Annotated in this window: 14 protein-coding genes and 1 tRNA gene; 5 read left to right on the forward strand and 10 right to left on the reverse strand. The window is 54.5% G+C overall.

The genetic code is table 11. The features are described 5' to 3' along the window. Window positions 1–55: 55 nt before the first annotated feature. Window positions 56–1168: a 3-isopropylmalate dehydrogenase gene (gene leuB / locus LB462_RS10080; protein ID WP_224507477.1), complete on the reverse strand. Its 1113-nt coding sequence runs from the start codon at window positions 1166–1168 to the stop codon at window positions 56–58. A gap of 67 nt (window positions 1169–1235) precedes the next feature. Continuing rightward, window positions 1236–1841 (reverse strand): 3-isopropylmalate dehydratase small subunit, encoded by a 606-nt coding sequence (gene leuD / locus LB462_RS10085; RefSeq protein WP_224507479.1) that lies wholly within the window; start codon window positions 1839–1841, stop codon window positions 1236–1238. A 157-nt stretch (window positions 1842–1998) separates the two neighbouring features. Between leuD and LB462_RS10090 the strand changes: the two genes are divergently transcribed. Then, window positions 1999–2871, forward strand: a complete 873-nt coding sequence (locus LB462_RS10090) for an HpcH/HpaI aldolase/citrate lyase family protein (protein WP_224507481.1) — start codon at window positions 1999–2001, stop codon at window positions 2869–2871. Between the two features lie 46 nt (window positions 2872–2917). Beyond that, a complete protein-coding gene (locus LB462_RS10095; protein WP_112524959.1) occupies window positions 2918–3124 on the forward strand; it encodes a DUF1737 domain-containing protein in 207 nt (68 codons plus the stop codon). A gap of 8 nt (window positions 3125–3132) precedes the next feature. Here the strand turns inward: LB462_RS10095 and LB462_RS10100 are convergent, their stop codons facing one another. From LB462_RS10100 to LB462_RS10125, 6 genes are all read right to left on the reverse strand, one after another. After that, window positions 3133–3555: a metallopeptidase family protein gene (locus LB462_RS10100; RefSeq protein ID WP_224507714.1), complete on the reverse strand. Its 423-nt coding sequence runs from the start codon at window positions 3553–3555 to the stop codon at window positions 3133–3135. A gap of 72 nt (window positions 3556–3627) precedes the next feature. Beyond that, the gene (locus LB462_RS10105) at window positions 3628–4206 is read right to left on the reverse strand and encodes a TetR/AcrR family transcriptional regulator (RefSeq protein ID WP_224507483.1); all 579 of its coding nucleotides are present in this window, start codon (window positions 4204–4206) and stop codon (window positions 3628–3630) included. Window positions 4207–4282: 76 nt separating this feature from the next. Further along, window positions 4283–4477: a Trm112 family protein gene (locus LB462_RS10110; protein WP_224507485.1), complete on the reverse strand. Its 195-nt coding sequence runs from the start codon at window positions 4475–4477 to the stop codon at window positions 4283–4285. Between the two features lie 19 nt (window positions 4478–4496). After that, on the reverse strand, window positions 4497–5159 hold the full coding sequence (locus tag LB462_RS10115; protein WP_224507487.1) for an LON peptidase substrate-binding domain-containing protein: 663 nt from the start codon (window positions 5157–5159) through the stop codon (window positions 4497–4499). A gap of 52 nt (window positions 5160–5211) precedes the next feature. Beyond that, window positions 5212–6192: a thioredoxin gene (gene trxA / locus LB462_RS10120; RefSeq protein ID WP_224507489.1), complete on the reverse strand. Its 981-nt coding sequence runs from the start codon at window positions 6190–6192 to the stop codon at window positions 5212–5214. 70 nt (window positions 6193–6262) lie between these two features. Next, the gene (locus LB462_RS10125) at window positions 6263–6772 is read right to left on the reverse strand and encodes a prolyl-tRNA synthetase associated domain-containing protein (RefSeq protein WP_224507491.1); all 510 of its coding nucleotides are present in this window, start codon (window positions 6770–6772) and stop codon (window positions 6263–6265) included. Between the two features lie 198 nt (window positions 6773–6970). On the opposite strand from LB462_RS10125, the gene LB462_RS10130 reads away from it, so the two are divergent. The 3 genes from LB462_RS10130 to holA all read left to right on the forward strand — a co-directional run bounded on the left by LB462_RS10130 (window position 6971) and on the right by holA (window position 9487). Then, window positions 6971–7045: transfer RNA gene (locus tag LB462_RS10130), tRNA-Gly, on the forward strand. A gap of 224 nt (window positions 7046–7269) precedes the next feature. After that, complete coding sequence (locus LB462_RS10135) at window positions 7270–8226, forward strand: MrcB family domain-containing protein (RefSeq protein WP_224507493.1); 957 nt, start codon at window positions 7270–7272, stop codon at window positions 8224–8226. Window positions 8227–8437: 211 nt separating this feature from the next. Further along, window positions 8438–9487 carry a DNA polymerase III subunit delta gene (gene holA / locus LB462_RS10140; RefSeq protein WP_224507495.1) on the forward strand — a complete coding sequence of 350 codons (1050 nt, stop codon included), beginning with the start codon at window positions 8438–8440 and terminating at the stop codon, window positions 9485–9487. A gap of 10 nt (window positions 9488–9497) precedes the next feature. Here the strand turns inward: holA and LB462_RS10145 are convergent, their stop codons facing one another. Then, window positions 9498–10406 (reverse strand): ParB/RepB/Spo0J family partition protein, encoded by a 909-nt coding sequence (locus tag LB462_RS10145; protein ID WP_224507496.1) that lies wholly within the window; start codon window positions 10404–10406, stop codon window positions 9498–9500. Between the two features lie 42 nt (window positions 10407–10448). After that, the gene (locus tag LB462_RS10150; RefSeq protein ID WP_224507499.1) at window positions 10449–11243 is read right to left on the reverse strand and encodes a ParA family protein; all 795 of its coding nucleotides are present in this window, start codon (window positions 11241–11243) and stop codon (window positions 10449–10451) included. Between the last annotated feature and the right edge of the window lie 24 nt (window positions 11244–11267).

Consider the following 11267-nt stretch of genomic DNA (forward strand, 5'->3'; position numbering starts at 1 on the left):
TAAAAAGCCCGGCATGATTTCTCATGCCGGGCTTTTGTTTGTCCAGACTACGGTATCACATTGCAAGAGCCCGGAATTTGGCGAGGATTGCATCACCCATTTCCACAGTCCCGATTTTAACCTTGCCTTCCGACATGATATCCCCTGTGCGAAGGCCATCATCAAGTACACCGGCTACGGCCGCCTCCAGCCTGTCAGCTTCTGCGATCATATTGAACGAGTACCGCAGACACATTGCGAACGACGCGATCATGGCGATCGGGTTGGCTGCTCCTGTGCCGGCAATATCCGGCGCCGAGCCGTGCACCGGCTCATAAAGCGCCCTGCGCTTGCCAGTCTTGGCGTCGGGCGCACCGAGTGAAGCCGACGGCAGCATGCCGAGCGAGCCAGTAAGCATTGCGGCAATATCGGAGAGCATGTCGCCGAACAGATTGTCGGTGACGATGACGTCGAACTGCTTGGGCCAGCGAACGAGCTGCATACCGCCGGCATCGGCCAGCATATGTTCGAGTTTCACATCTGAGTATTTCGCCTTGTGGGTAGCCGTAACCACTTCATTCCACAAAACACCCGACTTCATGACGTTGCGCTTTTCCATCGACGTCACCTTGTTGGCGCGTGTCCGCGCCAGCTCAAAGGCAACGCCGGAGATGCGCTCGATCTCATAGGTGTCGTAGACCTGTGTATCGATGCCGCGCTTCTGGCCGTTGCCAAGGTCGCGAATTTCCTTGGGTTCGCCGAAATAGACGCCGCCCGTCAGCTCGCGGACGATCAATATGTCCAGACCTTCGACGATTTCCTCCTTCAAGGACGATGAATCGGCAAGCGCCGGATAGCAAATCGCCGGCCGCAGATTGGCAAAAAGCTCCATATCCTTGCGCAAACGCAGGAGACCCGCCTCGGGGCGCACATCATAGGCAACGCTGTCCCATTTTGGTCCGCCAACAGCGCCAAACAGGACCGCATCGGCGGCCAGGGCTTTTGCCATGTCGGCCTCGGAGACTGCCTTGCCGTGTGCATCGTATGCGGAGCCGCCAACCAGCCCTTCATCAAGCTCAAAGCCGCTCTTCAATTCCGCATTCATATAGGCAATGATCTTGCGGACTTCGGCCATTGCCTCGGGGCCAATACCATCCCCCGGAAGGAGGAGAAGCTTTTTTGCTGCCATTGTAGAACCTCACATAAGACGCAGAAAAAAGCCCGGAAAACCGGGCTTTCAGATTAGGAGACTGGTTTCAGGCCCAAGGATGCTTTTCGGCATTGGCCGCTTCGAAATTGTCGATCTTTGTCGCCTTTTCCATGGTCAGGCCGATATCGTCGAGACCATTGAGCATGCAGTACCGGCGGAACTCATCAAGTTCGAAAGTGATCGTGCCGCCATCGGGACCCTTGATCGTCATTTCTTCAAGATCGATGGAGATTGTCGCATTCGCACCGCGCTGCGCATCATCCATCAGCTTGTCGAGATCTTCCTGGCTGACCCGGATCGGCAAAATGCCGTTCTTAAAGCAGTTATTGTAAAAAATGTCGGCAAAACTGGTCGAAATTACACAGCGGATGCCAAAATCCAGAAGGGCCCATGGCGCGTGTTCACGGCTCGAGCCGCAACCGAAATTATCACCGGCGACGAGAATCTGCGCCTTGCGATAGGCTGGCTTGTTAAGAACAAAATCGGGGTTTTCCGAACCATCTTCATTATAACGCATTTCGGCAAAAAGACCGGTACCAAGACCCGTGCGCTTGATCGTCTTCAGGTAGTCCTTCGGAATGATCATGTCGGTATCGACGTTGATGATCGGCAGCGGAGCTGCGACGCCGGTGAGCTCGGTGAATTTGTCCATGATATCTGCCTGTAGATATTGGGTAATGACTTTGCGTTTCGCTTTACACCAGCTTTACCTTGAATCAAAGCTTTTCGCCTGTGGCACTTTGAGCCGGAGTCCTCAATCCCTTGTGATTGCCCTTGTCTTGACGGTCTGATCAAGGCAAAACAGCTGAATGATCCGGACTTTCCGCCCTCGCCGATCTGTGCTGTATGTTCCCGCCTCGAACAACCGGGCACTGGTCAAAGCGGCATCGCTTGATGCCGACGCAATCATCTTCGATCTGGAGGATGCCGTAGCCCCCGATGTCAAGGAAGACGCGCGCGAGGCATTGCGGGAATATTTCCTTGCTCCTCCCAAAAGCAAAGCCGAACGCGTTGTCCGCATTAACGGCCTTGCGAGCGAATGGGGCGCCGAGGATTTGCTTGCTGCTCGTGCCTGCAGACCTGACGCTATACTCCTCCCCAAGGTGGAGACTCCGCAAGATGTCACCAGCGTTGCCGAAATTCTGGAAGAGACCGATGCTTCCGAGGGGATTCGTCTCTGGGCGATGATCGAAACGCCGCGTGGGATCCTCAATGCCGATGAAATCGCCGAGCTCGGATTGCGCTCAACGGCGCGGCTCGACTGCTTCGTCATCGGGACCAATGATATTTCGAAGGAGACCGGCACGAAAGGGCGCGGCGCTCTAATGCCATGGCTCATGCAAGTTCTGTTGTGTGCCAAAGCTGGAAAGCTCGATATCATCGACGGCGTTTACAATGATTTCTCCGACCTCGACGGGTTTGCGGCCGAATGCACCGAGGCCGTGCGGATGGGTTTCGACGGAAAGTCCTTGATACATCCATCACAGATTGAAACAGCCAATACGTCCTTCCTTCCCGACGCGCCTTCAGTCGCAGAGGCCAGGTTGATCGTTGAGGCATTCTCCAATCGGGAGAACCTTGATAAGGGCGTCACGTCGCTGAATGGCAAGATGGTGGAACGCCTGCACCTCGAAATGGCAAAAAAGCTACTGGCAAAACTCGACATTATCGGCGAAAAATGAAAACGGCATTGGCTGATCTCGGCGTAGATTAGGGAAAGAACGTCACATGAAATTGTACCGGATTTTAACGGGTCCCGATGATGCAAGCTTCTGTCACAAGGTAACGGCAGCCATAAACAAAGGCTGGCACATTTATGGTTCGCCCACCTATGCGTTCAATTCGGCAACGGGCGTGATGCAATGCGGTCAAGCAGTTGTCAAGGATATCGATGGCGTCGACTACGAACCCGGGATCAAGTTAAGCGATTACTAGAGCAAACACTATTCTACGCTTGCCTCTATGCGCTCCATATCCTCATCCGACAGACCGAAATGATGGCCGATTTCGTGGATGAGAATGTGGGTCACGATGTCGCCAAGTGCTTCTTCATATTCCGCCCAGTAGTCCAGAACGGCACGGCGGTAGATGGTGATCCGGTTGGGCTGCTCGCCAGTTTGCAGGGAAAACCGCTCCCCGATACCCGTCCCTTCAAAAAGGCCAAGCAAATCGAAGGGCGATTCGAGTCCCATATCCTCGATAATCTGATCGTCGGGAAATTCGGATACCTGAATTGTAATGTCGCCGCATAGCGCACGGAACGTTTCAGGTAGATGTGCATAAGCCTCGATCGCCAATGATTCGATCTCGCCCAGCGATGGTGACAGGCGGTTGGTCCAGTCAGCGGTTTGATTACTTCTGGCCATCATGACTCCTGGAGAGCTTTTCTGGCTTCATATAGGGCCTTTACCCCACAGATGCGAGTGGTGTTGTCGCGGTCAGGAGCGAGGCGGCCCTGCAACCAATAATCGTTCCATCCGCCGGAAACTCTCGACCAGAACAGCCGGATCGTTCAAACCATGGGCAAGCATGATTCCACCTTGCCATTCCGCCACCGCATTGCGCGCTATGCCCAAGGCGCTCGAGGGGCGAATACCGGAACGGCCGAGCTCCCTCCCTATGAAACCAATGAGCAAACTGAACGTCTCGGCGGCCCGCCCCGCAGCTTCAGGCGATTCATGTCTGAAGTCCCGAATTCCCAGAGCAATCGGACATCCATGCGCCACCCGACTTTTGAGTGAGTGAGCAAGTTTCTCGATAAGAAGCTTTAAACGTGTACGCGGATTCTGGTCGGCGTCTGTGATTTCCGCCAGCATACCTTCAGTCTCGGCCACGAAGATATCGGCGACACCAAGCGCCAGTTCGGCCTTGCTCTTGAAGTAATAGTAGATATTCCCAAGTGGCACGCCAGAATCCGTTGCGATATCAGCCAGACTCGTCGTCGCATAACCCTGTCGCCAGAACAATCCGGCCGCCGTAGCGATCAGAATTTCGCGTTTGTCATTGCGCTTTGTCATATTCGCAAGCCAGTCAGTTGCACGACTGACTAAGACTATGCCGCAAACAATCCTGTATGAAAAGCCTCGGTGGAACTCAGTCCTCGATTGGGCGCGCTTCCGATGGCAGCATGATCGGAATACCGTCTCTCACCGGATAGGCTAAATGTGCTGATTTGGAAATCAGTTCTGACCGTTTCTGATCGTAAACGAGCGGGCCTTTGGTCAAGGGGCAGACCAGCAGCTCAAGCAACTTGCGATCGATCAGTGTTTCGCGTTTCTCTTCAGTCATGCCTCTTTCCTGGAATATCTCACTGGAGGCTGCCTTCATAATCGTCCTGATCCTTGGCGAGCGCAATCTCGGTTATAGCGATCAGCGTTTCAGCTCGCGTCTTTAAATCTGCGGCCTCCAGGAGTGCCTGTTTTTCCGCAGCACCAAAGGGCGACATCATGGCCAGCGCGTTGACCAGCGTCTCATTGCCGGCCCGCGAGATACCGTCCCAATCCGCTTCAAGGCTGTTGGCGTCGAGATACGCACGAAATACGCGCAGCAATGCGAGCCTGTCCACTTCTGAATCATCCGGTTCGTCGAGATCGGCACGGAGTGGCGCGATCTTGCATTGGCGAAACGGAGTGCGGGTCGAGAGCTCCTTGATAACCCGGAAGCGGCATATGCCCTGAAGCGTTATCAGCAAACGGCCATCGCCGGTTTCAGCGAAAGACGTGATCCGGCCGAGGCAGCCAACCTCACACAGGTCGCCGCCATCCTCATTATCCTGATCGAAACGCGGCTGGATCATGCCGATTATTCTCTTGCCACTAAGCGCGGCGTCCACCATGGCTAGATAACGCAGTTCGAAAATGTTGAGCGGCAGCTGCCCGCCAGGAAGCAGCAGCGCACCCGAGAGGGGAAAGATCGGCACGTTTTCAGGAATATCATTCAACGTCCGATAACGAACATTTCCAGCTTGCATTGCCTACTCCGGCCCGAAAAATCGTGGTTTCGGCTATTGTGCCTGATTTCTCTCAAGAGAACAGCAGGGAAGATAATTTGCGACGTGCAGTGATCGAGGCTTCATCCGCCGCTCCCCAGGCGTCAAAAAACTGCAACAGCTGTTTGCGGGCGCCATCGTCGTTCCATGCCCGATCAGCCTTCATGATTGCAAGAAGCTGATCGGCGGCTTCGTGGCGCTGGCCTTTGGCATTCAGAATCATCGCAAGGTCGAAGCGTGCCCCGTAATCCTTGGGGTTTTCCTGCAGCCGCGCCTCCAACACCACCGGATCACCAAGTTTTGCCACCTGCTCAGCCAATGCAATCTTGGCCTCGGCGGCACGGACACCCGCATCGTCTTTGTTGGCGGCAGGCACTTGCTCCAAGGTGGCTTTGGCCTTTTCGAGATCACCGAGCTCGATCAAACAATTGGCCAGCCCCGCAAGCGCCGCCACGTGGTCCGGTACTTCGCCAAGGATGGCAGAATAAATTTGGGCCGCCTGCTCGACATCGCCTGCTTCTACAGCATGAGCCGCTGCGTCGAGTGCCGACTGGATGGCCGCATCCCTGCCCCCATCGGGTGAAGCAATACGATCGATGAACTCTGTCACCTTCGATTCCGGGAGCGCTCCCATGAAGCCGTCCAGCGGCTTGCCGTCAGCGAAGGCGATGACAGCGGGAATGGACTGAATTCCAAGCTGCCCGGCGATAGCCGGATGGTCGTCAATATTCATCTTGACGAGCTTGACTCGTCCGCCAGCTGCGCGAACTGCCTTTTCGAGAATAGGCGTGAGCTGTTTGCATGGTCCGCACCATGGAGCCCAGAAATCCACAAGGACCGGCTGGCTTTTCGATTCAGCAATCACATCTTTGGAAAAAGCTGCCGTGGTCGTTTCCTTGATCAGGTCGCCGGCGCTGGGCGCAGCTCCGTTTGGAGATGGCGTTCCATAGGACACGGTCTGGGCGCCAGAGGCTGCGCCATAGCCGCTGCCGAACGGGTTATCTATTTTGCTCATGAAATTCTCCCGTCATCTGCCCTTCCATTCAACCACAACCTCTTGTAATCGCCAACTCATGTAACGGCTATCAGTTTGGGGTTGCCACATCGATTTTCAAGATGAGAGGCTCGTGTCCAGTCATCTTGAGGAACGCCAGGAGGTCTTCGCGCCGGATTGATGTCGTCGCCTCATTCGTCAAAGGATGGGCATTGACAATGTCGTGCTGCATGAGCTTTTCGTCCAGCACCACACGGACGTGGTGCTCCGCGTCATTGATCAACCCAAACACACTGACGGCTCCTGGTGTAAGACCAAGGTACTCCAGCAGTTTTTCCGGCTTGCCAAACGATACACGGCTCGAAGCGCCGATCTTGCCATGAATTGTCTTGAGATCGACCTCGGCGTCCTCGTCCACCGCCACGAGAAAGTAGTTGTCTTTCTTGTCCTTGAGAAAGAGATTCTTGGTGTGAGCGCCGGATACCTGCCCACGCAGGTTTTGGGCCTCAGCTACGGTAAACACAGGGGCATGGCGAATCGTCGACACCTCGATTCCCCTGTCGCCAAGGTACTGCATCAACTCATCAAATGTTTTGCCCATAACGGTATTCCGCTGACTTTTCAGAAATGACTGTGTGTTCTCGTAGTGGTTCGGCGGCTCTTCCTCAAGGGGAAAGCCGCATCCGGGAAAGGTTCATGACCGATTTCCATCATATCTCGCAGAAGGCGAAATTTCCCTGTTGCAATTAGCCGGCGCTTAGGCCATATAGGCCCCGCTTCGCAAGACTAACTGGCATATGCGGGAGTAGCTCAGGGGTAGAGCACAACCTTGCCAAGGTTGGGGTCGAGGGTTCGAATCCCTTCTCCCGCTCCAGTTGTCCGAAGTTCAAAAGGCTCAGGTTTACCTGGGCCTTTTTGCTGTTTGGACTATACGACGTCTCAGGCAGTAGCAGTTACCATCGGGTCACACATAACAACCCGCATCTTGCCCTAGCTACGCACTCCGCAACATCTTGGACTGAATTGTCCGCTGATCCATTTGACATAATGCATTCGTTTGTTTTACTCGCTAAAGTTGTAGCGGGGCGAACTTCGAATATGGGCATACGATCAACTCTCCGGCGTATCGGCTCTGAGTATCCCTCTGCCACTCGTGAGAGCTTTACAGCACACCTATTAGCAAAATGGATCAGAACGTCCGCGCCACAAGAAATCAACAAGTCCGTCGGCGATTCCAGTATTGGGCTGATCGTTCAGGGCAGCGCCGGTGCGGGAAATTGGGCCGAAGTTCCGTGGATCGCGTATTTTGAACCCTCTGCTTCGAGTGGAGCGACCGGTGGGTATTATTTAGTTTATCTCTTTAGCGCATCTGGTGCTAAAGTTCATCTAAGCTTAAATCAGGGCACCACAAATGTGCGCGAAGAATTCAAATCGGCAGCGCGAGATGTGTTGAGAGAGCGCGCTTCATTTGTGCGGCGAAGGATACGTGATTTTATCCCAGCTCTACCGGATATTGAAATCGACTTAGAAACTGACCGTCGACTTCCGGCCGATTACGTTGCTGGTCACGCTCTCGGTATAACATATACTGTTCAGAATCTTCCTGATGAAGCCACTCTGATCCGAGATTTGAGAACGGCAATGGATGCCTACCGCGCGCTTGTATTCCGAGGTGGAATGAGCATGGGCGAGATGCAGCAAAATCTAGGTGGACAAAGGGCTCTTCCCATTGCCATCACGGAGCAGCGAAAATACCGCATGCATTATGCTATTGAGCGAAACCCCAAGGCTGCTACCGTCGCAAAGGCCCATCATGGGTACATATGCCAAGCGTGTGGATTTGATTTTCAAGATATTTATGGGGCGCTTGGTGTAAACTTCATTGAAGCACATCACCTTCGCCCGATCTCAAGTCTAGATGAAGGTAGTGCCGTTGACTACAACGTCGCCGATGATTTTGCAGTGCTTTGTGCAAACTGCCATCGTATGATCCATCGCCTTAGCGACCCTTCGGATCTCCCAGAATTGGTTAGTCGCATTAAACATCTCCGTTAACCCGGGCTCCCAGACTAAATCAACTTAGATGTCATGTTGGCAGTCGGGAGTGGTCCTCCCGACGTGTAGCTGGCGGGTAGCTATATGTGCCCCGCCAGCAGCAAAGGCTGCGGTTTCACCGGGCCTTTTTGCTGTTTGGGTGCATAACAGTCGACGCTCACGGGCCACGTTGCAATTGCAATCCCTGCTGAAATGGGTAAACCCATGGGCCATGGCACAAAAGAAAGCGCACGAAGTTGATTCTTTCCTGAAAAGGCTGGATCGCGCCTACCCGATCGTTCTGCTTTACGGACCGGACAAGGGCCTCGTGAGTGAACGAGCCGACCTCTTCATCAAGCTCACCGGCCTTGCGAAAGACGATCCCTTTGCAGTCATTCGACTTGATGCTGACGATATCAATGCCGAGCCAGGCAGGCTTTCTGACGAGGCAAACACGATTTCCATGTTTGGCGGCGAGCGTTTGATTTGGGTGCGCAGCGCGGCAGGCCAGAAAGGGTTGGCGGACGCCCTTGGCTTCCTCGCCAAAAGCCCGCCCACTGATACGTTTATCCTGGTCGAGGCCGGGGACCTGAAGAAAGGTGCTGGCTTGCGTGGCATCGTCGAGCAGAGCTCCAGCGCTATGGCCCTTCCCTGCTATAGCGACGATGCACGTGGAATCGATGGCACTATTGACGATGTTCTGACGAAGAATCGGCTGCAGATCGCGCTGGATGCCCGCAATCTTCTCAAGGAAAGCCTTGGCGGAGATCGTCTCGCCACACGAGCCGAGCTCGACAAAATCTGCCTTTACGCATACGGCAAAGAGCGCATCTCTATTGACGATGTGCGCGAGATCATCGGGGACGTCAGCGCCGTCTCCTATGAGACAATTGTCGATGCGATGTTGGTTGGCAACATCATCGATTTCACTCACGCATTTGATCGCGTCATCGGGACCGGTTCATCAAGTTTTCTTGTCCTCAGCGCTGCAATCCGCCAGTTTCAGTCGTTACAAACGTTACGTTACGGCATGGAAAACGAAGAAAAAAATGCGAGTCTCGCCGTTACGGCTGCCAGACCTCCGATTTTCTTCGCACGGAAAAAACTTGTAGAAACTGCTCTTCGGTATTGGACGACGCAATCATGCGCGCGTGCTATCGAGCGGTTGCAACGAACGGTCCTTGAGAGCCGGCGCAACGCAGCGCTGGCCGTCCCGATCATCCGGCAATCCATGATTGCCCTCGCGGCCGAGGCAGCGCGTGGAGCGCGCAACAGCCGTTGAAAAAATTTCGTCAGGCGAGACCGCCCCACTTCGCACGATTTTGAAGGCGCTGGCAGATCTCATCGAGCTGCTCCAGCGTCGTATAATGGATGCGGACATCGCCACCATTGTTCACGTGATTGACCGATACTCGCATTCCCATGACATCTGAAAGCAGCTTCTCCAAGGCCTTGGTATCCGCGTCTTTGCCCTCCCCGGGCTCGGCTTTCCGCTTGACAGCTGACGGCTTGCCACCATCCTGCGCAAGCGCTTCAGCCTGGCGTACTGACAAGCCACCCTTGACGATTTTTTCGGCAAGCGCAGCTGGATCTTCCGTAGTGATGAGGGTACGGGCATGGCCGGCCGACAACGAACCGTTTGTAATCATGTCGCGCACGGAATCAGGCAGTTTGAGCAGCCGCAACGTATTGGCAACGTGACTACGGCTCTTGCCGATCACCTGTGCCAGATCGGCTTGGGTATACTCGTGATCATCGATAAGCTGTTGATATCCCATACCTTCTTCGATGGGATTGAGGTCGGCGCGCTGCACGTTTTCGATAATTGCGAGTTCAAGGGCGACGCGATCATCAACTTCGCGGATAATGACCGGGACTGTCGCAAGCCCGGCGCGCTGGGCCGCACGCCAGCGGCGTTCACCCGCGATCAATTCGTAATGGCCAGCGGAGTCCTTTGCCGGACGAACAACCACGGGTTGGACAATGCCATGCTCCCGAATCGACTGTGTCAGATCTTCGAGATCACCTTCTGTAAATTGGCGGCGTGGGTTGCGAGGATTTCGTGTTATGAACTCGATAGGGACTTGGCGGTCCAGATTCGCCACAGACTGTGGGCTCGCTTCATCAGGCACACGGTCCATCTCGCCTATCAGGGCTGCCAGACCGCGGCCCAAACGTTTTTTTGACAGGTCTTCATTCATTGTAATGGGGCTCTCATAAATGTTTCGTATTCGAATCGATCATCACGCTGCACGCAAATGGCGCTCTCTTTGAATAACCTCAGATGCGAGCTGAAGATAAGCCTGGCTGCCCGCACATTTCAGATCATATAAAATCGCTGGGATTCCGTATGACGGCGCCTCTGAGACCCGAACATTGCGCGGTATGACTGTCCGGTAAACCTTGTCGCCCATGAAGGATCGCACATCATCCACAACCTGCGTCGCGAGATTGTTACGCCCATCGAACATGGTGAGCACGATCCCCTGGATCGTCAGATTCGGATTGAGCGCCGTTCTGACCTGATTGACCGTCTCCAGGAGCTGGCTCAATCCTTCTAGCGCGAAGAATTCGCACTGCAGTGGAACCAGAACCGAATCGGCCGCAGCCATCGCGTTCATTGTCAACAGATTGAGAGACGGAGGGCAATCGATCAAGATGTAGGTGAAGGGAGACACTTTCACATTGCCACGAAACGCCTTGCGCAGCCGTGTAGCGCGGTCGGGCGCGTTCGAAATCTCCATCTCGACGCCAAGAAGGTCCAGCGTAGACGGAATTAGCGACAAATTTGGCACCGCCGTCGGCACGGCGGCCTCCTCGACGGAAGCGGCCTGCATCAGGACATCGTAGGACGATATCGTTCGGCTCTTTCGATCGATTCCAAGACCGGTGCTTGCATTGCCTTGGGGATCAAGATCGACAATCAGCACAGTCTCGCCAATAGCCGCCAGTGCCGTGGCCAGATTGATGGCGGTTGTGGTTTTACCCACTCCGCCCTTTTGATTGGCTATAGTAATGATGCGAGTCTGGCTGTTCATCGCTTGGCTTCCTGAGCAAAACGT

This window comes from Phyllobacterium chamaecytisi (genome assembly GCF_020164455.1).
GTDB classification, from domain to species: Bacteria; Pseudomonadota; Alphaproteobacteria; order Rhizobiales; family Rhizobiaceae; genus Phyllobacterium; species Phyllobacterium chamaecytisi.

Coding starts and splice junctions, on each gene's coding strand:
- leuB (WP_224507477.1), bottom strand. CDS start 1,168: ATGGCAGCAAAAAAGCTTCTCCTCCTTCCGGGGGATGGTATTGGCCCC.
- leuD (WP_224507479.1), bottom strand. CDS start 1,841: ATGGACAAATTCACCGAGCTCACCGGCGTCGCAGCTCCGCTGCCGATC.
- LB462_RS10090 (WP_224507481.1), top strand. CDS start 1,999: ATGATCCGGACTTTCCGCCCTCGCCGATCTGTGCTGTATGTTCCCGCC.
- LB462_RS10095 (WP_112524959.1), top strand. CDS start 2,918: ATGAAATTGTACCGGATTTTAACGGGTCCCGATGATGCAAGCTTCTGT.
- LB462_RS10100 (WP_224507714.1), bottom strand. CDS start 3,555: ATGGCCAGAAGTAATCAAACCGCTGACTGGACCAACCGCCTGTCACCA.
- LB462_RS10105 (WP_224507483.1), bottom strand. CDS start 4,206: ATGACAAAGCGCAATGACAAACGCGAAATTCTGATCGCTACGGCGGCC.
- LB462_RS10110 (WP_224507485.1), bottom strand. CDS start 4,477: ATGACTGAAGAGAAACGCGAAACACTGATCGATCGCAAGTTGCTTGAG.
- LB462_RS10115 (WP_224507487.1), bottom strand. CDS start 5,159: ATGCAAGCTGGAAATGTTCGTTATCGGACGTTGAATGATATTCCTGAA.
- trxA (WP_224507489.1), bottom strand. CDS start 6,192: ATGAGCAAAATAGATAACCCGTTCGGCAGCGGCTATGGCGCAGCCTCT.
- LB462_RS10125 (WP_224507491.1), bottom strand. CDS start 6,772: ATGGGCAAAACATTTGATGAGTTGATGCAGTACCTTGGCGACAGGGGA.
- LB462_RS10135 (WP_224507493.1), top strand. CDS start 7,270: ATGGGCATACGATCAACTCTCCGGCGTATCGGCTCTGAGTATCCCTCT.
- holA (WP_224507495.1), top strand. CDS start 8,438: ATGGCACAAAAGAAAGCGCACGAAGTTGATTCTTTCCTGAAAAGGCTG.
- LB462_RS10145 (WP_224507496.1), bottom strand. CDS start 10,406: ATGAATGAAGACCTGTCAAAAAAACGTTTGGGCCGCGGTCTGGCAGCC.
- LB462_RS10150 (WP_224507499.1), bottom strand. CDS start 11,243: ATGAACAGCCAGACTCGCATCATTACTATAGCCAATCAAAAGGGCGGA.